At 53.9% G+C, this 19,649-nt stretch carries 14 protein-coding genes and 1 riboswitch; of the genes, 5 read left to right on the top strand and 9 right to left on the bottom strand.

Translation table 11 applies throughout. The features are described from left to right. Positions 1–5: 5 nt before the first annotated feature. From nifJ to CLOEV_RS03125, 9 genes are all read right to left on the bottom strand, one after another. Positions 6–3,539, bottom strand: a complete 3,534-nt coding sequence (nifJ, locus tag CLOEV_RS03165) for a pyruvate:ferredoxin (flavodoxin) oxidoreductase (protein WP_034441879.1) — start codon at positions 3,537–3,539, stop codon at positions 6–8. Between the two features lie 398 nt (positions 3,540–3,937). Then, positions 3,938–5,500, bottom strand: coding sequence for a citrate lyase subunit alpha (citF, locus tag CLOEV_RS03160; RefSeq protein WP_034441877.1), 1,563 nt, complete (start codon positions 5,498–5,500; stop codon positions 3,938–3,940). Between the two features lies 1 nt (position 5,501). After that, complete coding sequence (locus CLOEV_RS03155; RefSeq protein ID WP_008710371.1) at positions 5,502–6,386, bottom strand: HpcH/HpaI aldolase/citrate lyase family protein; 885 nt, start codon at positions 6,384–6,386, stop codon at positions 5,502–5,504. Further along, positions 6,383–6,751 (bottom strand): citrate lyase acyl carrier protein, encoded by a 369-nt coding sequence (gene citD, locus CLOEV_RS03150; RefSeq protein WP_008710370.1) that lies wholly within the window; start codon positions 6,749–6,751, stop codon positions 6,383–6,385. The genes CLOEV_RS03155 and citD overlap by 4 nt, the downstream gene beginning before the upstream one ends. A gap of 61 nt (positions 6,752–6,812) precedes the next feature. Then, entirely contained in the window at positions 6,813–8,018 is a 1,206-nt protein-coding gene (locus CLOEV_RS03145; protein WP_008710369.1) for an NADP-dependent isocitrate dehydrogenase, read from the bottom strand. A gap of 35 nt (positions 8,019–8,053) precedes the next feature. Then, positions 8,054–10,399, bottom strand: a complete 2,346-nt coding sequence (locus CLOEV_RS03140) for a hydratase (protein ID WP_232196871.1) — start codon at positions 10,397–10,399, stop codon at positions 8,054–8,056. Positions 10,400–10,735: 336 nt separating this feature from the next. Next, a riboswitch (cobalamin riboswitch) is annotated at positions 10,736–10,893 on the bottom strand. Between the two features lie 327 nt (positions 10,894–11,220). After that, positions 11,221–12,657: an FAD-binding oxidoreductase gene (locus CLOEV_RS03135; RefSeq protein ID WP_034441875.1), complete on the bottom strand. Its 1,437-nt coding sequence runs from the start codon at positions 12,655–12,657 to the stop codon at positions 11,221–11,223. A gap of 2 nt (positions 12,658–12,659) precedes the next feature. Further along, a complete protein-coding gene (locus tag CLOEV_RS03130; protein ID WP_034441873.1) occupies positions 12,660–13,667 on the bottom strand; it encodes an electron transfer flavoprotein subunit alpha/FixB family protein in 1,008 nt (335 codons plus the stop codon). A gap of 12 nt (positions 13,668–13,679) precedes the next feature. Further along, complete coding sequence (locus CLOEV_RS03125; protein WP_245591099.1) at positions 13,680–14,414, bottom strand: electron transfer flavoprotein subunit beta/FixA family protein; 735 nt, start codon at positions 14,412–14,414, stop codon at positions 13,680–13,682. 409 nt (positions 14,415–14,823) lie between these two features. Here CLOEV_RS03125 and CLOEV_RS03120 point away from each other — a divergent pair, with 409 nt between their 5' ends. From CLOEV_RS03120 to CLOEV_RS03100, 5 genes are all read left to right on the top strand, one after another. After that, positions 14,824–15,813: a TRAP transporter substrate-binding protein gene (locus tag CLOEV_RS03120; RefSeq protein WP_034441871.1), complete on the top strand. Its 990-nt coding sequence runs from the start codon at positions 14,824–14,826 to the stop codon at positions 15,811–15,813. A gap of 63 nt (positions 15,814–15,876) precedes the next feature. Next, positions 15,877–16,368 (top strand): TRAP transporter small permease, encoded by a 492-nt coding sequence (locus tag CLOEV_RS03115; protein WP_051484855.1) that lies wholly within the window; start codon positions 15,877–15,879, stop codon positions 16,366–16,368. Further along, positions 16,368–17,639: a TRAP transporter large permease gene (locus tag CLOEV_RS03110; RefSeq protein ID WP_034441870.1), complete on the top strand. Its 1,272-nt coding sequence runs from the start codon at positions 16,368–16,370 to the stop codon at positions 17,637–17,639. The genes CLOEV_RS03115 and CLOEV_RS03110 overlap by 1 nt, the downstream gene beginning before the upstream one ends. 7 nt (positions 17,640–17,646) lie before the next feature. Next, positions 17,647–18,930 (top strand): lactate racemase domain-containing protein, encoded by a 1,284-nt coding sequence (locus CLOEV_RS15740; RefSeq protein ID WP_051484854.1) that lies wholly within the window; start codon positions 17,647–17,649, stop codon positions 18,928–18,930. Continuing rightward, positions 18,927–19,631 (top strand): GntR family transcriptional regulator, encoded by a 705-nt coding sequence (locus CLOEV_RS03100; protein ID WP_034441868.1) that lies wholly within the window; start codon positions 18,927–18,929, stop codon positions 19,629–19,631. Before CLOEV_RS15740 ends, CLOEV_RS03100 begins: the two co-directional genes overlap by 4 nt. Positions 19,632–19,649: the final 18 nt, after the last annotated feature.

Genomic DNA, 19,649 nt, shown 5'->3' with positions numbered 1-19,649 from the left:
CTATCTTACCCCTCCATCTTCATCTCAGCCATATGCCTGTAGAATCTCCATCTGTCGGCAATGGCTTTTTTCTCTTCTTCGAGCAGCTGCGCAGCCTCTTCGGGGGCCGTCGCTTTGAGGCTTTTGTATCTCACTTCGTTGTAGATGTAGTCTTCAAGGGGCAGGCTCGGCTCTTTGGAGTCTATGACGAGCGGGTTTTTGCCCTCTTTCGCCAGGTCGGGGTTGTATCTCATGAGCATCCAGTGGCCCGAGTCTACCGCTTTTTTCTGCTGGTCAAGTCCTTTGACCATGTCTATGCCGTGCGCTATGCAGTGGCAGTAGGCGATTATTATGGACGGTCCCTCGTAGGCTTCGGCTTCCTGGAAGACTTTGACTGTGTGCGCGTCGTTGGCTCCCAATGCCACTTTCCCCACGTAGACGCTGCCGTAGCTCATGGCCATCATGGCAAGGTCTTTTTTGCCCATGCGTTTGCCGGCCGCAGCGAATTTGGCCACGGCTCCTCTCGGCGTGGATTTGGAGGCCTGCCCTCCGGTGTTGGAGTAGACTTCGGTGTCAAGTACAAGGATGTTGACGTTTTTGCCGCTGGCTATTACGTGGTCGAGTCCCCCGTAGCCGATGTCGTAGGCCCAGCCGTCTCCTCCCACGCACCAGACTGATTTTTTGGCGAGGTTGTCTATGACTGATTCGAGTTCTTCTGCCTGTTGTGTCTCTATGCAGCAGAGTTGTTCTTTGAGGCGGTCTATTTTGTCTGTTACGGCTTTGATTTGTTCGCCGGTGGTCTGCGGCGCGTCAAGTATTTCTCTGACTGTCTGTTCTCCCAGTTCGGGGGTCATTTTGGTGAGCAGTTCAGCCGCGTATTCTCTGTGTTTGTCTATGGTGAGGCGGAAGCCGAGGCCGAATTCTGCCGCGTCTTCAAAGAGGGAGTTGCTCCATGCCGGCCCTCTGCCCTGGTCGTTTACCGCCCACGGGGTGGTGGGGAGGTTGCCTCCGTATATCGAGGAGCAGCCGGTGGCGTTGGCGATTATGGCTCTGTCTCCGAAGAGTTGGGAGAGGAGTTTGAGGTAGGGGGTTTCTCCGCAGCCCGCGCAGGCTCCCGAGAATTCGAAGAGGGGTCTCAGGAGTTGGACGTCTTTGACTGTCGCTGTGTTGAGTTTGGCTTTGTATGTTTCGGGCAGGCTGAGGAAGTAGTTCCAGTTTGCTTTTTCTGTCTCTCTTATGGGCATTTGGGTGCGCATGATGAGCGGACGGTGCGGGTCTTCGGCTTTGGTTTTGTTTATGGGGCAGTTGGCCGCGCAGAGGCCGCAGCCGGTGCAGTCTTCGGGCGCGGTCTGGATGGTGAAGTCATAGTCTTTGAAGTTGGGGAATTTGGCTTGGGCGTGTCTGAATGCTGCCGGCGCCTGTTCGAGTTTTTCGGGGGCGTAGACTTTGGCTCTTATGGCTGCGTGGGGGCAGACGAGGACGCATTTGCCGCATTGGATGCAGAGGGACGGGTCCCAGACGGGGATGTCTATGGCTATGTTTCTTTTTTCGTATTGGGTGGTGGCGCTGGGGTAGGTGCCGTCTTCGGGCAGGGCGGAGACGGGGAGGCTGTCTCCTTCCATTATCATCATGGGGCCGAGTATTTGTTTGACGAATTCGGGGGCGTCTTCGGCTACGGGCGGCAGGATGTCGAAGGCGGATGTCGCTTCGGCCGGCACTTTGACTTGGTAGAGGTTGGCTAGTGTCTCGTCTACGGCTTTGATGTTTTTGTCTACTATGGCCTGTCCTTTTTTGGTGTAGCTTTTGATTATTGAGTCTTTGATGGCTTTTATGGCTTTGTCCTGGGGCAGGATGCCGCTGATGGCGAAGAAGCAGGTCTGCATGATGGTGTTGGTGCGGGAGCCCATGCCTGTTTGTTTGGCTATTTTAACGGCGTCTATGACGTAGAGTTTGAGGTGTTTGTCTATTATTTTTTGCTGGTATGTTTTCGGCAGTTTGTCCCAGATTTGTTCGGGGCCGAAGGGGGCGTTGAGGAGGAATGTTCCGCCGTCTGCCGCGTTTTTCAGGATGTCGAGTTTTTCGAGGAAGCTGTAGACGTGGCAGGCCAGGAAGTTGGCTTTGTTTATGAGGTAGCTGGCGTATATGGGGTCGGGACCGAAGCGCAGGTGGCTTACGGTTATTCCTCCGGATTTTTTGGAGTCGTAGCTGTAGTAGCCCTGGGCGTAGAGGTCCGTCTCCTGGCCGATGATTTTGATGGAGTTTTTGTTGGCTCCCACTGTGCCGTCTGAGCCGAGGCCGTAGAAGAGGCATCTGACTGTTTTGGGGTTTTCTGTGTCGAATGACGGGTCGTAGGGGAGGCTGGTGTAGGTGACGTCGTCTTCTATGCCTATGGTGAAGCCGTCTTTGGGGGCGAGTTTGCGGAGTTCGTCGTAGACTCCTTTGACCATGGCCGGGGTGAAGTCTTTGGAGGAGAGGCCGTAGCGGCCTCCCACTATGGTGATGCCGGAGCCGTTGAGGGCTTCTTTGACGTCGGCGCAGAGGGGCTCGCTGTTGGCCGCAGGGTCTTTGCTGCGGTCGAGGACGGCTATTTTTTTGACTGTCCCGGGGAGGGCGTTTGTGAATCTTGTGATGTCGAAGGGGCGGAAGAGGCGCACGATTATTAGGCCAACTTTTTCTCCCTCTTGGTTCAGGCGGTCTACGGCTTCGCGCGCTACCGCAGCGCCGGAGCCCATGATGATTATGACTCGCTCGGCTTCGGGGCTGCCGTAGTAGTCGAAGAGGTGGTATTGTCTGCCTATGGTTTTCGCGAATTTGTCCATCGCTTGCTGGACGGTGTCGGGCATGTCGGCGTAGTAGCGGTTGCGTCCTTCCATCGACTGGAAGAAGACGTCGGGGTTTTGCGCGGTGCCGCGGATGAAGGGCGCGTCGGGCGTGAGGCGGTTGTATCTGTGTTCGCGCACGAGGTCGTCGTCTATGCAGGCGCGCATGGCGTCGTAGGGGATTTCTTCTATTTTCATTTCTTCGTGGCTGGTGCGGAAGCCGTCGAAGAAGTGGAGGACGGGAACTTTGCCTTCGAGGGTCGCCATTTGCGCGATGAGCGCGTTGTCCATGGATTCCTGCACTGTCGCCGAGGAGAGCATGGCCCAGCCGGTGTTGCGCACGGCCATGACGTCGGAGTGGTCTCCGAAGATGGAGAGCGCGTGGGCGGCCACGCTTCTGGCTGTTACGTGCATGACTGTGCTGGTGAGTTCGCCCGCTATTTTGTACATGTTGGGGATCATGAGCAGGAGTCCCTGGGAGGCGGTGAAGGTGGTGCCCAATGCTCCCGCCTGCAGCGCTCCGTGGTAGGCTCCCGAGGCCCCCGCCTCGCTCTGCATTTCTTCCACCAGCGGCACTGTGCCCCAGATGTTGGGACGCGATTCCGCCGACCACTGATCCGACCATTCGCCCATCGGCGACGACGGCGTGATCGGGTAGATCGATATCACTTCGTTTACCGCGTGCGCTACGTGCGCCGCAGCTTCGTTGCCATCCAGCGTTACCATCTTTTTCTCTGACATGATTCGTTCCTCCCATATTATTCCCAACATTTAGGGATATTTTTCTTAATTGTCAATTGTTTTACCATAGCACATGTTTTGGAAATACTATCCCCCAACGGTGTCGCTTCAATATATCTTAGCTGAAACAAATACTCGAACCACCGCCGTATAGCGTTCTACATAATATCTCATAACTGGAAAAATATAAACAAGTTAGAGATACTTTTCATATAAAATCGCACAAACTACTTATTGCGATGTTCGATAAAAATGCTTTTACAAAATTCAAATTTTAAGAAAGGCGCCGCTAATACAGAGGGGCAGAAAAACAATGACAGTACAAAACTATAACAAAAGCGGAGAATAGACGCCGGCGCGGGTTCTAGACAGCAGGCGTTTATTCTCCGCGATCAGCTCTACTTCGCCGCGTATACTCCGTCGATCAGAGTTCCGTCGCGGTATTCCACGGCGGCAAGCAGTTTGCCGTAGTCGAATTCTATCGGCTCCGGCACTCCCGTCAGTTTTTCAACCTCTTTTTTGAGTTCCGTTATTTCCGTTACCGGCAGTTTCGCTTTGAGGGCCGCTTCCAGAAGTTCCGCGCGGCGCGGGTTGACGCAGATCCCTCGCTCTGTCACGATCGCGTCCACTGTCTCGCCAGGCGTGGTTATCGTCGTCACCCGGTCTTTGACGGACGGAACTCCGCCGCGGAAGGAGGGGCAGACTATTATCGAGAGTTTCGCTCCCGCCGCCGTGTCCTGGTGCCCTCCGGAGGCTCCGCGCAACACTCCGTCGTTGCCGGTTAGGACGTTGACGTTGAAGTCTGTGTCGACTTCGAGCGCCGCGAGGATTACGCAGTCGAGGTTGTTGACGAGCGCTCCCGCGTTGAAGGGGTTCGCGTACCAGGAGGCGTCTATTTCTATGTGGCTCGGGTTGGATATCATGGATTTTGTCACCGCCGCGTCGAAGGACTGAACGTCGAATACTGTCCTGAACATGCCTTTGTCGTGCATGGACGCCATGTAGCCCCCCACTCCACCGAGGCCGAAGCTGCCCGTTATTTGTTTGTCCGCCATGTATTCTTCAAGGTAGACGGCGGCGGCTAGGCTCGCTCCGCCGACTCCCATCTGGAAGGAGAAGCCGGGTTCGACGATGCCGGCGGCTTTCATGAGCCGGAAGGAGTCCTGCGCGATGCGGAGGTCTACGGGGCTGCGCGTGATGCGCGCCGCCCCGGTGGCTATTTTCGCCGGGTCTCCGATGCTGCCGACTACTACTACCTGGTCGACGAGGTATTGCGGGATGGAGATTTTCGGCGAGAGGGGGTATTGGACGAGGTTGTCGGTTACGGCTATGACGTGGGCGGCGTTTTTCGCGTCGGTTATCGCGTAGCCGAGGGAGCCGCAGGCGGAGGGGCCTTCTGTGCCGTTGATGTTGCCGAGGCAGTCGCAGGCGGGGGCGGCGAGGAAGGCGACGTCTATTTTGATGGAGCCCTCTTCGACGGCGCGGGCGCGGCCGCCGTGGCTTCTGATGATGACGGGGATGTCTACTTCGCCGCTGGAGAGGAGTTTGCCCAGTTTGCCGCGAACGCCGGAGGTGTAGAGTCTGCCGATGAGTCCGCTTTTTATGTAGTCGGCGACGCAGTCGTGGGAGTCGGGTATGGAGCTGGGGGCGAAGGTGAGGTTTTTGAAGCCCATCGCCTCGAGTTCTGCTAGGACCATGGGTATGACGGCGTCTCCGTTGCGGAGGTGGTGGTGGAAGGAGATGGTCATGCCGTCGGTGAGGCCCGATTTTTCGATCGCGGCGCGCAGAGAGGCGGCGCGTTTGTCGCGGCAGGGCATCGCCGCGCGGATCGTGCGCGGTTTTGTATAAAGGCCGGCGAGCGAAGATATTCTGCCGAAGGGCGTCGAATATGGCGCGAAAGCCCCCACGCCGGGGACTTCGAGCGGGACTGTTCTTCCGAGTGAGTTTACTGCTGTTTTCATCTTAAAGCGCCTCCCTGTCAAAGCCGTAGAGTTCGGCCAGTTCCAGCAGATGGGCGGAGCGGGCGATAACGGGAGCGTCTACCATCTTGCCGTCGACCGCGATGACGCCCTTGCCCTCGCGCTTCGCCTTTTCCGCCGCTTCGACGACGCGCATCGCCTTACGCAGTTCTTTTTCCTCGGGCATGAATGCCTTGTGTATCACGCTGACCTGGCTCGGATGGATGCAGGCTTTGCCCGTGAAGCCCAGGCCGACGATCTCCTTCGTCTCGCGCAGGAGCCCCTCGTTGTCCTGAAGGTCGGCCCAGACCGTATCGTATGAGTCGACGCCGGCGGCGTGCGCCGCGGCCGCCACCCTGCATCTCGCGTAGAAGAGCTCGCGCCCCTCTTTCGTCTTACGCACTCCCATGTCGGCGGTAAAGTCCTGTCCGCCGATGGTCAACGCCGTGACGCGCGGCGAGGCGGAGGCTGTGTCGAAAGCCTTCTCCAGCCCCAGCGCCGTCTCTATCATCGCGTGTATTTTGACCGCGCCGTGCCTCATGCCGCAGCGCTCCTCGATCGCGCTTATCCTTTTATCGGCGGAGACGACATCCTCGGGGCCGTTGCATTTGGGAAGCCTCACGGCCTCCGGGGCACAGGGGATTATCTCTTTAAGGTCGTCCTCAAAAAACTCGGTGTCCGCGGCGTTGATACGCACCGTTACAAAAAGATCTTTGAAATCAAAATCTTTAAGGAAACGGGCGACCATCCTGCGCGCGCCGTCCTTTTCCGTAAGGGCGACCGCGTCTTCGAGGTCCAGCAGCACGCTGTCGGCGCCGAAGATCGGCGCGTGCTGGATCATTCCGGGAGCGTCTCCCGGGATGTATAACATCGAACGGCTGGCCTTCATCTCTTTCCCTCCTCGCGTGTGACTGATTTCCACCATGATGCGAGAACGGCGCTGCCGCACTCGGCATCAGCGTCCGCTCCCTGCGCGGACGGATCGGGATGTTCCGGCGTCGAAGCACGCTCCAGCGCCGTTTCCAGGCGCGCCTTGATCGTTATCTCGATCGCGCCGCGGTCCTCTATCGTCACATTCGCGCAGGCAATGTTATTTTCATCAAGAACGCTTTTTACAAGCCTTTCCGTGCGCTTGGCGAAAATCTCGCTGTTAGCGCCGCTGTATTTCAGCTTAAATGTTTCGTCCGGGGAGACTGTGACATAGCAGTCCGACGACTCCAGCGTCCCGGCGGCCGCCGTATGAAGAAGTGTCATTATCCTTCCACCTTTCCAATAAAGACGGCGTGCGAAAACGTATTCGCACGCCCGTTCCGTTTTAAAGTTTTTTCGCTATCGCGTCAAGAAATTCCGCCGACGTCAGCGATTTTTTGTTCGGAATTTCCGCTATCGCGTAAAGGTCCTTCGTCATCTGCCCCGATTCTATCGTTTCGATCGAAGCCTTTTCAAGCTTGTCCGCGAACTTCACGAGTTCGTCTATCCCGTCCAGCTCGCCGCGCTTGCGCAGCGCGCCGCTCCAGGCGAAGATCGTCGCCATCGGGTTCGTCGAGGTCGCTTTCCCTTCAAGGTGCTGATAGTAGTGGCGCGTGACGGTGCCGTGAGCCGCCTCATACTCGTAAACGCCGTCGGGAGAGACGAGCACGGAGGTCATCATCGCGAGGCTTCCGAAGGCCGTCGCCACCATATCGGACATCACGTCTCCGTCATAGTTTTTGCAGGCCCAGATGAAACCGCCCTCGGAGCGGATGACGCGCGCCACGGCGTCGTCGATCAGCGTGTAGAAGTAAGTGATCCCCTCCTTCTCGAAACCGGCTTTGAACTCCTTCTCAAAGACATCCTCAAAGATGAGCTTGAAAGTCTGGTCGTACTTCTTGGAGATCGTGTCCTTCGTCGAGAACCAGAGGTCCTGTTTCGTGTCGAGCGCGTATTTGAAGCAGGCGCGCGCAAAGCTGGAGATGGACTTTTCCAGATTGTGCATCGCCATCGCGACGCCGGGGCCTTTGTATTCAAAGACGACCTCTTCCTGACGCTTCGCGGCGTCCCCGTCGGAGGGCTCGAAGGTCATTTTCAGCGTTCCCGCGCAGGGGATGTTCATCTCCACATCTTTATAAATGTCGCCGTAGGCGTGACGCGCGATCGTAAGTGGCTTCTTCCACGTCCGCACCGTCGGGCTGACGCCTTTGACCATGATCGGCGCGCGGAAGACGGTGCCGTCAAGGATGGCCCTGATCGTCCCGTTGGGGCTCTTCCACTGCTTCTTGAGGCTGTATTCCTCGACCCTCTGGGCGTTGGGGGTGATCGTGGCGCACTTTACGGCAACGCCGTATTTCTTGGTCGCCTCGGCGGATTCGACCGTTATTTTATCGTCGGTCTCGTCGCGGTGCTTCAGTCCGAGGTCATAATACTCCGTCTTGAGGTCGACGAAGGGCAGGATCAGAGTATCCTTGATCTGCTTCCAGAGAATGCGCGTCATTTCGTCCCCGTCCATCTCGACAAGGGGGGTCTTCATTTGGATCTTTGCCATTGCATATTTCTCCTTTTTGACTTTATATTAGTTCTTTAGCCTTTTGCGTTCTGTTCCGCGTAATAATTCATCAGGCAGCCGGCCAGCAGGATCTCCCTGTCTTCGGGCGCAAGTCCCGGCATCTTCACCGTTATCGATTTTTCATGCCCGTCCTCCGAGATTATCCAAGCCGCCGTCTCTTCTTTGCCGTCCCTGACGGCCCGGCGTATTCCGGGGAGGCAGAGCCACTCGCCGGGCTTGAACTTATCCCTGTCGGCAGGGTCGACGATGAAGGGGATCATCCCCCAGTTGATGAGGTTGCTGCGGTAGCGCTTCGTCGCGTATTCTTCCGCGAAATTGGCCTGCCCTCCTAGCACCTTCTGCGACGAGGCCGCCTGCTCGCGCGCCGAGCCGTCTCCCGGCTTCACGGCGAAGATGCAGCTGCCCAGCGCGATCTTACTGATGTCGGATTCGCTCGCGTGCGCAAGCACCGACTTTGCCGCCGCGGAAAGCTCCGCCTTGTTCTCCGCGGCCTCCCTGCGCTCGTCCTCCAGCGCCTGCGCCTCGTGAGCCCGGCCAACATACTTCGGGTCCTTGCGCGAAAGCGCGAACTGCGCGAGCTTGATCGGGTTGGAGCGCAGCGACGAGGTCTCGCCCGAGGGGATGAGCTCGTCCGTCGTCGTCACGGGATCGGTGATGACGGAGGCGATCTTGAGCATCAGATTCTCCGCGAGCGGATAGACCTTCGGCCACGGGCGGATGTTCGGGCCATATATCAGCTCCGCGCTCGCGTCGGCCTTGCCGAAGCCGTGGTAGACCTTCTTTTCATATACCCCGCTGTCAAAGCTGTATTCCGTCTCGTGCAGGAGGTCGCCGTACTTTTCCGCCGACGTAAGGACGCCGCCGTTCGCCGCCGTCGCCGCTATCGAACGCGCGTCCATCAGCGCGACAGAGGCAAGCTGTCCGTCGCCGGGCTTTGAGCCCTCGCGGTTCGGGAAGTTTCTCGTCGTATGCCGGATACTGAAACCGTGGTTCGCCGGGGTATCGCCCGCGCCGAAGCATGGCCCGCAGAAAGCGGTCTTGACCACCGCGCCGGCCTCCATCAGGTCGCTGATCGCGCCGTTTTTGACGAGCGCGAGCATGGCGGGCTGGCTTCCCGGGTAGACGCTCAGTGAAAACTCGCCGCAGCCGACATCTTTGCCCTTCAGTATCTGCGCCGCGGCGATAATATTGTCAAAAACACCGCCCGAGCAGCCCGCGATGATGCCTTGATCAACGTGGACGCAACCATCGTCCGACACCTTCTCGACAAGGTTAAGGCTGAGCCCAGGCGTCTCGATCTTGCTCAGCGCGTCTTTCTCGACCTGCCGGAAAATATCGCGTGGATTCTCGTTCAATTCATCTATTGTAAAGATATTGCTTGGGTGGAAGGGAAGCGCGATCATGGGTTTGATCTTGTCAAGCTCGACTATGATCGCGGCATCGTACCAGGCAACATCGGACGGCGCAAGTTTTTTAAAGGCCTCCGGCCGCTTGTGGTTCTCGTAATAGGCTTTGACCTTGTCGTCGGTCGCCCAGACGGAGGTCCAGCAGGCGGTCTCGGTCGTCATCACGTCGATGCCGCTGCGGAACTCCACGGGGAGATTCGCGATACCGGGGCCGACGAATTCCATCACCTTATTCTTCACAAAACCGTTCTTGAATACCGCGCCGATGATCGCCAGCGCGACGTCCTGCGGTCCGACCCCGGGGCGCGGCGCTCCGGTGAGATAGACGGCGACGACATCCGCGCGCGGGAAATCATAGGTACGCCCGACTAACTGCTTCACAAGCTCGGGGCCGCCCTCGCCGACGCCCATCGTTCCCAGCGCGCCGTAGCGCGTGTGGCTGTCCGAGCCGAGGATCATCCGGCCGCAGCCCGACATCATCTCGCGGACATACGAATGTATGACGGCAAGATGGGGAGGAACGAACTCGCCGCCAAACTTTTTCGCGGCGGAGAGGCCAAAGAGATGGTCGTCCTCGTTGATCGTGCCGCCGACGGCGCAGAGGGAATTATGGCAGTTCGTCATCACATAGGGAACGGGGAACTCTTTCATACCGCTCGCGATGGCGGTCTGGATGATCCCTACGTAAGTGATGTCATGCGAGGCCAGGCTGTCGAAGCGGATCTTATAATTATCCTCCGTGCCGGCGGCGTTATGCGCCGCGATGATGCCGGCCGCTATCGTACCGCGCGAGTCCTTTACCTTATCCTCCGGCAGCCACCCTAGCGGCTTGAACCCCGCGGCGCGGACCTCCTCATTGACGGCGGGAAGCCCCTTCTTTTCGATATCCTCCACCAGCACCGTTCCATTCAGCAGATACGCGCCCTTTTCGATCAGTTTGATCAAAATACTCATCCTTTCATGCCATTTTGTATATATTTTCGAAACTAACAGTTAAATTCTTTAAAATCAGCACATAGTCTTATTTTCAGGACATCCGGGAGACTAAATCGCCCTGACGGCAACTTTTGCGTTATATTCTCCTAATTAGCCTTAAATATACTCCGGTAAACTACATATCATTACTTTTATATGTAAAATTATTTATTTGTCAAGTTTCAATACACATGTCCCAACACCGGGAAGACAAAAAAAATGCCGCCCGCAAAAACGACCCCACGCAGACAACATCACATGTCCATCACATCAAAAGCAATGGCTCACGAAACAGCATCCGCCCGCGCAGATTCATTCCCCTGCGGTACGAACAGGTCTCCTGGCTTCCAGTCATCCTACTCTCGCATCTTCCCAGGCATAAGCCCAGTGATCTCGCGATTTCGTCATGGTAACAGTGGCGGGGCCGCTTTGGATTTTAACCAAATTCCCTTACTTTCGTACCGTTCAATTTTACAATCTCACTATATTCCCTCATAACATAAATGTCAAGGTATATTTCATCACGCTGATAAATTTTCAAATTATTTGCGTTAATTGGAAGATTTTGTAAATTTTTGTTGTTTTTTAAAAATTAACGACTATTTATGTCTGATATCTATCAACGATGCGCCTAATCATGGCGGACTTCTCTGTTGGGCGACAAGCTGCGAAAACTGCCATCGCAAAAAGACAAAAAAGAGGCAGAAAATCGTCGTCACGTCAGACACCGACATGAATCAACAATTCTCTGCCGCGTTTAAAAAGGTGAAGCTCCGCGGAAAATATCCTGGTTCCGAGCGTTATTCCCAGGGTACCATCTTACCGGGATTTAGTATGTTATTTGGGTCAAAAGCAAGTTTTACCCTGCGAATCAATTCTATCTGCGCCCTATCGATAAAAAGAGGGACGTATTCCACACGCTTCAGCCCGACGCCATGTTCCCCGGTGAGCGTGCCGCCAAATTTTATGACAACAGCGTAAAGCCTCCGCCTGGCGGCTTCAATAATTTCGCGCCATTCCCTCTCTTCCCTCTCCAGATATAAGGTCACATGCATATTGCCGTCTCCAAGATGACCATAAGCGGCATACTTGATTCCCGCGCCACGGCATAGATTCTCCAGCTCCTTCATAAAATCGGCCGCGCGGCTGGTAGGAATGACGACGTCCTCATTGGCTATCTGAATTGGAGCGTGCGCCCATACCGCTTCCGCAACGCTTTTACGCCCCTTCCACAATTTATCTTTTGTGGTTCTGTTATCCGCGACAAATACTTCCAGCGCCCCCTGTTTCAAACATATATCACCTACCTTCTCAATCTCATCGGCAAGGTGCTCCCTGTCATTTCCCTCATATTGCAATATCAAATGAGCGCCGGCCTCACGCGAAAACGGAAATTTCGTCTGAAGATATTCTTCTGTGAGCACCATCGATTGTTTATCAATGAATTCAATGGAACTAGGCACGCACTTCCCCTCCGTCATGACGGCCGGCACCGCTTTTATCGCGCTTCCAACATCGGCAAAAGGTACCAGTAAGTCCACAATAAATGAGGGGCAGGGCAAAAGTTTGAGTATTATCTTCGTCACGATTCCAAGTGTGCCCTCAGAGCCAACCATCAAATGAACAAAGTCATAGCCCGTTACATCCTTTCGCCGCTTGCCGCCGAACCAGGAGACGGCCCCATCCGGCAGCACCACTTCCATGCCTAATACATGACTGCCCGTAGGGCCGTACTTAACGACCTTATTGCCCCCGGCATTTTCCGCTACGTTGCCGCCGATAAAGGAGGCGTCGCCGCTGCACGGGTCACCGGCGTACATCAGGTGGTTGTCCAGCGCCGCTTTGTTTATATCAGAGGTAATAACGCCTGGCTCTACCGTCATCGTAAGATTCTCCGCGTCGAATTCAAGTATCCTGTTCATACGCTCCAACGACAATTCTATTCCTTTATATGCGGGGACCGCTCCGCCGGAGAGGCCTGTCCCCGCGCCGCGCGGTGTCACGGGAATCCGATATTCGTTTGCGTATTCCATAAGCCGTGATATCTGCTCCGCAGTCTCGGCAAAGCAGACGACTTCCGCTTCGTATTTCTTCTCCCACAGATGCGGCGCTACTTCGTCTTTTGAATATGCCTCTATTTTTTCCCGATCTACCGACACTCCCGACCTGCCGAAAATTGCGATCAAATCAGCGACCGTATTATCCGTGACCGGAGAATAAGAAAAATTCGCCTCCATAATTATCTAGCCTCCTCCCTTATACGCCCTGCAAGCCTCGGCAAAATATCCGTAAGATCGCCGCAGAGGGCGATATCCGCGACCCTAAAAATCGGCGCGTCCGGGTCTTTGTTGACGGCGACGATCTTCTGTGCCGTCTGCATGCCGGCAAGGTGCTGGACCGCGCCTGAGATGCCAGCCGCCAGATAAAATTTTGGCGCGACGACCTTGCCGGAGAGGCCGACCTGATGAGGATAAGATATCCATTTAGCCTCCACCGTGGGGCGAGAAGCGCCGACCCCACCGTCAAGCAACTCCGCAAGCGCACGAATAAGAGCGAAATTTTCAGGACGTTTCAGCCCCCTGCCGCCTGAAATAACGACTTCTTTGTCCTGTATGTCCGCCTCTTCGCCGCCGCTGTATTCCGCCGAGAGCACTTCGATCCGGCTTTTAAAAATTTCTGCAGGGATGTCGGGATATACGACCTCGCCGCACCGTTCTTCCTGTGCAGGGATACGAAAAGTTTTGGGACGAACTGTCGACATCTGCGGCACATGGTCAGGGGTTTTTATCGTGGCCATTACGTTGCCGCCGATCGCCGGCCTGGTCTGCAGCAAAAGGCCGTTTTCTTCGTCAATATCCAGTCCGGTGCAGTCAGCCGTCAACCCCGTATGGACCATGGCAGCGACTGCCGGAAGATAGGTACGGCCGGCCGTGGTAGCAGGCGCCAACACTATTTCCGGAAGATATATCTTGATAATATATGCCAACAGCTTGGCCACGATCTCTTGGTTGAAATATTTCAGCAAATCGTGACGAACCACGATCACACGGTCGGCTCCGAAACGGAAGAGCAGAGCCGGATCATCATTGAGATCCCGGGAGAAAAGGAGGCATGAAACCTTCGCATTTTTTTTATCGGCGAGCTCCCTTGCCTTGCCCGTCAGTTCCATAGTAACGGAATGTATCGTACCGCGGCGGACCTCCCCGCATACCATTATACCGCTGACATTTACCGCATCCCTACGCATCCTCAATCCCCCCTAAAGTACTGCAAGCTCGCGCAATATTTCAAGCACACGCTCAAAACCACGCTCAAGCTCCCTGCCGCTGTAAAATTCAGTCTTACGTGATATTTTAGGATGGCTTATCTTGACCACCCTCGTCGGAGAGCCGACAAGCCCCGCTTCCTCCTTTGATAACCTTAGATCAGCCGCATTAAGCGTATCTACCGAGGCGCGCCTGGCGCTCTTTTTGCCTCTCAACGTCGGCATAGACGGTTCGTTTATATCATTGAGCACGGTTAAGAGGCATGGAAGTTTTATTCGCTGCGTCTCAATCCCACCTTCGACCGTGCGTCTAACGACGGCACATTTCCCATCGCATACAACGGAACTGACATAGGTGGAACATGGCAGGTCCATTATCGCCGCGACCTCAGGACCGACCTGCCCTGTCTCCCCATCCGTCGCCTTTTCTCCTGCAATGATAAGGTCGAACGGGCCCAATTTTTCAAGCGCTTTGGCAAGCGTAAGCGAAGTAGCCCAGCTGTCGGCCCCGGCAAAAAAGCGATCCGAAAGAAGGCAGGCCTTATCAGCCCCGAGCGCCAGCGTTTCACGGAGCGCAATGTCCGCCTGAGGCGGTCCCATCGAGACGACCGTCACGCTGCCCCCCAGTTCGCCGCGCAGGGACAGAGCCGTTTCGAGGGCGTTGAGATCAAGCGGGTTTACAATATTTCCCGCTCCTTCGCGAATCATCGTTCCCTTTTCAGGGTCCATTTTGATTTCGTCTGAATCCGGTACTTGTTTGATAAGAACTGCCGTTCTCACTGACATCACCCCTATATAGATATATTTTCATTGTATACCTTATAAATATATTTATATTTATTAATAAAATATATAAAAATATTATCAGAAAATAACAGGACTTTGTATCCAAAACAAATAATATCTTAAAATCCTGTTTTTGCCAATATATTATTATGAAATCGATTAAATATTTTTTTATTTTTAGTATCCAAAATACTTGCGTTTAGGATAAGATATGATATTATTTATTTACGTTAAAGTTCTAAGATAAAATAATGCTTCTTGATCTAGTGTTTGGATACAAAAAATAAAAAGCTCTTTGTTTTTACATAGAGTCGTACTGTACAAAAACATTACTAAAGGAGGAACTTTACCAATGAAGAAATTTTTAGTCCTGGCTGTCATCGCGGCGGCAATCACGTCATTCTCCCCACAGGCATTCGCTGTGACAAAGATGAAACTGGCCTACGTCGTGCCGGAGGCGCAATCGACCCATGTAGCGGCAGTCAAATTCTTCAAGCCCTACGTTGAGAAACATACTAATGGCGCAATAATAGTCGAACTATACCCCAACGGGCAGTTGGGAGGAGACCGTCAGGTTATCGAGGCGGTCGGATTGGGAACGATACACATGACGATACCGGCTGTGGCAGTACTTTCCGGTTTTGATCCGCGTTTTCAGGTATTTGACCTGCCATTTCTTTTCAACAGCAGGCAAGAAGTTTACCGTGCCCTTGACGGAGAACTGGGAAGCAAACTCAACGATTTACTGCCGCCTCTGGGCATTAAAAACCTGGCGTACGCGGAAAACGGCTTCCGCATGATAACGAACAACAGGGGGCCAGTGACAAAACCGGCAGATCTCAAAGGGCTGAAGATCCGCACTATGGAGAACCCCATCCACATGGCCACTTTCAAAGCGCTGGGCGCAAACCCGACGCCGATGAGTTTTGGCGAACTTTACACAGCCCTTCAGCAGAAAACGGTAGACGCCGAGGAAAACCCGATACCTCTTATTTACACATCTAAGTTTTACGAGGTACAAAAGTACTGCTCACTCTCCGGACACGTCTATGCGGCTACAGCTCTTCTCGTGAATGACGCGTGGTTTAACGGCCTTTCCAAAGAGCACCAGAAAGTCCTGTCAGACGCGGCTATAATATACAGAACGGAACAGCGAAAGATATCCGAACAGCAGGATAAGGAAATGATTGAAGCCCTGAAGAAAAACGGCATGAAGGTGAACGATATCACTCCGGAACAAAAGAAAGCTTTTTCCGCGGCCACGGCGGGCGTGTACAAAGAATTCGCAAAATCCGTCAAAGGCGGGCAGGAATTACTTGATCTGGCAAAAAAAAGCAAGTAATAACAGCAGAATCTACGGAGAGGCCTTATGGCTCTCCGTAGGTTCAACTCTGGAGGTGTCGCAATGCTGAAAAAACTTTGGGATAATTTGGAAGAGTATATTCTCGTCTATAGTATGATGTTTTCTGTCGCCCTGGTCTTCGTACAAGTGATAATGCGTTATGTTTTCAGCAATTCTCTTTCCTGGAGCGAGGAACTGGCGCGCTACCTTTTTCTATGGCAGATATGGCTGGGAGCCAGTTATGCGGTAAAGGAACACCGGCATCTGCGTATTGAAATCATCCAGGACTTGATAAAAACCAGAAAGGGGAAAATATGCTTCGAGCTCTTTGTGATGGTGTTATGGCTCGGATTCAGTCTGTTCATGGTCTACGAAGGAAGCACGCTGACTAAGATCCTCTTTATGCGCGGCCAGGTATCCCCCGCCATGCGCATCCCTATGGCTTACGCCTATGCGTCCGTCCCCGTCGGCTGCGCGCTTATGTCTGTTCGTCTCTGCGTGGAGATAGTAAAAAGCATTCGTTGCATAACCTGTGAAAACGGAGGTAACGTATAATGGAGATCGTTGTCCTTTTCGGCAGTATGACTATTTTGCTTGCCCTCTCTCTGCCCATAGGCATATCGCTCGGCATGGCCACGGCAATCACTCTGGTTTACACAAAATCCGTACCGCTTATTATGATAGCGCAAAATGCCTTCGCCGCGCTGGATTCATTCCCGCTTCTGGCCATCCCCTTTTTTATGCTTGCCGGGGCGCTCATGAGCTATGGGGGAATATCAAAGAGGCTTGTCTCACTAGCTGAGGCTATGGTCGGCGCCGTCATCGGCGGGCTTGCGATGGTCACTGTAACCGCCTGCATGTTCTTTGCCGCGATATCCGGCTCAGGGCCGGCAACCGTCTCGGCGATAGGATCATTCATGATCCCCGCCATGAAGGCAAAAATGTACGATGACGACTTCGCGGCGGCACTTACCGCAGCGGCGGGCTCTATCGGCGTAATAATCCCGCCGTCGATACCCTTTGTCATATATGGAGTAGTTTCCGGAGCCTCCGTAGGAGAGCTTTTTATGGCGGGAATACTGCCTGGCATCATAATAGGATTTTCACTGATGGCCGTCTCATACCGAACCGCCAAGAAAAGGAACTATCCTGTTTCGCAGAACAGAGTTCCCATCGGCAAGGCTTTCAGGGAGGCTGTTTGGGCCCTGCTCGTACCGCTTATCATTCTTGGCGGAATATATGGGGGCATCTTCACGCCGACGGAGGCCGCAGTCGTAGCCTCGGTATACGCGCTGATAATCGGTAAATTTATATACAAAGAACTAGATTTTAGAACGACTTACGACGCATTCAAGGACGCGGTGCTGGTAAACGGGGCCACCACATTTATGATAGGGCTTTCCATGTCATTTGCGGCATTTCTGGCCATGGAGCAGGTGCCTGCAAAAATAGGCGCATGGATGCTCTCTCTGTCTTCAAGTCCCGCCATGATATTGCTCATAATAAATATACTTCTCCTTATTGTCGGCTGTTTCGTGGACAACATCTCTTCGATGATAATCCTGACGCCGATCCTCCTGCCGATAGTAACTAAAATAGGCGTTGACCCGGTGCATTTCGGACTGGTAATGACGGTGGCGCTCGCAACCGGTTTTGTCACACCGCCATATGGAGCCAACCTCTTTGTCGCGTCCGCGGTATCCGGAGTAAGCATGGTACGGCTTTCAAAGGCGATAATTCCTATGATCGCGGTGATGGTATTATGCCTCCTTCTCTTCACATACTTTCCGTCCATAAGCATGTGCTTGGTACGGGCGCTGAGATAGCTTAAAGATGCCTGGCGACGGCAAAGCGGGCGGAGTGAGAAAGAAGATAATCTTTCCCCGTTCAGAGGGGATAATTTATGAAGCGAAGATTTCAAGCTCCGCAATAACAGCGGCGGCGAAGCCGAAACCGTTCGCGCCTGTCATCGATATAGAAGCTCTGGTGCGCGAAAGGCTGGACGCTCCGGAAATACTTTTTCTCTCATCTGCGGCTCGGGAAAGCGGCGGCGCCCTTATCATCTGCGACGATATCACGCGCCCGACCCCGACCGGGAAAATAATTCCGGCGCTCTCAGATTTCTTGGCGGCCAATGGAGTACCGGTAGAAAAACAACATGTATTATTCGCTACCGGTACTCACAGGGCAATGAACGCCAAAGAAGCGGAGAAAAAACTGGGAGCCTCCTACGGACGGATCAGTTGGTCGAACCACAGCTACAATGCGGCATTGCTGCGAATCGGCGTTACCGCGGGAGGGATTCCTGTGGACATAAACCCTGTCGTGAAAGAATATGCGTGCGTCATAGGCGTTGGAAGCGTCTTTCCCCACCGTTACTGCGGATGGTCCGGCGGAGGAAAGATAATACTCCCCGGCGTCAGCGGTGCAACGGCCGTCGCCGCTACACACTGGATGCCATATGAGGATCCTTCGATAACGCTTGGGAGCAACGATAACCTCGCCATGAGGGAAATCGCCTCCGCCTCCGATATCGCCGGACTTTCATTCCTCATCCAAGTGATATGCTCGGGAGACGGAAAGGTAATGGACATCGTCACGGGGAGGCCTGCCCCTGCCCATAGAAGAGCAATAGAGATCGCTTCGCGGCATATGAAGGTGACGATGCCGCAATCGGATATTGTCATCGCCGAAGCATGGCCTGAAGAGGCGGACCTTTGGCAGGCCGGCAAGGCGCTGTACGCGGCGGAGAATATTGTGTCTGACGGAGGTGACATCATAATAATCGCCGCCCTGACAGAGGGATTCGGGCCGCATCGCCTCTACGCCGAGCTGATGAACAAGAGCGTCTCCGAGATAATTTCATATCGGAACGGCGATGAAAATTCATCGATCGCGGCGGCGGCAGCTTTTGTAACCGCGCAGGTCAGAAAAAAGGCAAAAATCTCGATAGTTACGAATTCGCCCTATTCTGCTAACATAACAGAAGTAACGGGTATCCGCACATATAAAACATTGCAGGAGGCCGTTGATAAGGTCTTTTCATTAAAAAAGACTGTCGCGGTTTTGTATCAGGCTCCTTTGATGCTGCCCGTAAGGGAGGAAACCGTCCGATGATAACGCAGACAACAGCAAACCTGGCAGACGCAGCGTATTTCGCTCTGAAGAATAAAATATTGCGGGGCGAACTTAAATCAGGATTCCCACTGCGGGAGGAACAGCTTTCAGAGTCGCTGGGAGTAAGCCGGACGCCTTTGCGCAAGGCTTTGACGCAGCTCCTAGCCGAAGGATTTCTCGTAAAGGGTAAAGACCGCACGCTGCGCATTCCATATATATCGACAAGTGAACTGAAAGACACGCTGAAGGCTCGCAGGCTTATTGAAACAGCGGCTGTGGCTGAGGCTTGTAATCGGGCAACGGAAAAAGACATCACACGCCTGGAACATTTGATCTGGGACGAAAAAGAGGCATTGAGAATGCACGACAATCTGATGATATCGTCCATTGACATGATGTTTCACAATTGTATTGCTCAGGCCTCAGGTAATAAAATATATTCAGAGTTCGTAGGCATTCTGGGATACAAGATCTCATTGTATCTGGCTCTCAGCAACACACTGGGAGAAGACATCGTTACCGCACTTGAGGAACACAAAATTATAGTTAACGCGATAAAATTGAAAATTGCCTCCAAGGCATCTGCGGCAATGAATATGCACTTAGACAACGTCGAAAGGCGAATGCTCGAATCGATAGAAAAAACACCAAATACGCACGGACAAACGGAAGAAACAATATTCCCTCTAAAAAGAAAATAGGAATCGCGTAACGGAAAA

Source organism: Cloacibacillus evryensis DSM 19522, from assembly GCF_000585335.1.
GTDB lineage: Bacteria > Synergistota > Synergistia > Synergistales > Synergistaceae > Cloacibacillus > Cloacibacillus evryensis.
Note: the sequence above shows the minus strand (reverse complement) of the source record. Positions and strands in the feature narration are given on the sequence as shown.

What these genes read in the sequence shown, in the direction of transcription:
- CLOEV_RS03110 (WP_034441870.1), top strand. Translation starts at nt 16,368, where the DNA reads ATGGAGATCGTTGTCCTTTTCGGCAGTATGACTATTTTGCTTGCCCTC.
- CLOEV_RS03115 (WP_051484855.1), top strand. Translation starts at nt 15,877, where the DNA reads ATGCTGAAAAAACTTTGGGATAATTTGGAAGAGTATATTCTCGTCTAT.
- CLOEV_RS03100 (WP_034441868.1), top strand. Translation starts at nt 18,927, where the DNA reads ATGATAACGCAGACAACAGCAAACCTGGCAGACGCAGCGTATTTCGCT.
- citD (WP_008710370.1), bottom strand. Translation starts at nt 6,751, where the DNA reads ATGACACTTCTTCATACGGCGGCCGCCGGGACGCTGGAGTCGTCGGAC.
- CLOEV_RS15740 (WP_051484854.1), top strand. Translation starts at nt 17,647, where the DNA reads ATGCCTGGCGACGGCAAAGCGGGCGGAGTGAGAAAGAAGATAATCTTT.
- CLOEV_RS03130 (WP_034441873.1), bottom strand. Translation starts at nt 13,667, where the DNA reads ATGCGTAGGGATGCGGTAAATGTCAGCGGTATAATGGTATGCGGGGAG.
- citF (WP_034441877.1), bottom strand. Translation starts at nt 5,500, where the DNA reads ATGAAAACAGCAGTAAACTCACTCGGAAGAACAGTCCCGCTCGAAGTC.
- CLOEV_RS03135 (WP_034441875.1), bottom strand. Translation starts at nt 12,657, where the DNA reads ATGGAGGCGAATTTTTCTTATTCTCCGGTCACGGATAATACGGTCGCT.
- CLOEV_RS03140 (WP_232196871.1), bottom strand. Translation starts at nt 10,399, where the DNA reads ATGAGTATTTTGATCAAACTGATCGAAAAGGGCGCGTATCTGCTGAAT.
- nifJ (WP_034441879.1), bottom strand. Translation starts at nt 3,539, where the DNA reads ATGTCAGAGAAAAAGATGGTAACGCTGGATGGCAACGAAGCTGCGGCG.
- CLOEV_RS03155 (WP_008710371.1), bottom strand. Translation starts at nt 6,386, where the DNA reads ATGAAGGCCAGCCGTTCGATGTTATACATCCCGGGAGACGCTCCCGGA.
- CLOEV_RS03125 (WP_245591099.1), bottom strand. Translation starts at nt 14,414, where the DNA reads ATGGACCCTGAAAAGGGAACGATGATTCGCGAAGGAGCGGGAAATATT.
- CLOEV_RS03145 (WP_008710369.1), bottom strand. Translation starts at nt 8,018, where the DNA reads ATGGCAAAGATCCAAATGAAGACCCCCCTTGTCGAGATGGACGGGGAC.
- CLOEV_RS03120 (WP_034441871.1), top strand. Translation starts at nt 14,824, where the DNA reads ATGAAGAAATTTTTAGTCCTGGCTGTCATCGCGGCGGCAATCACGTCA.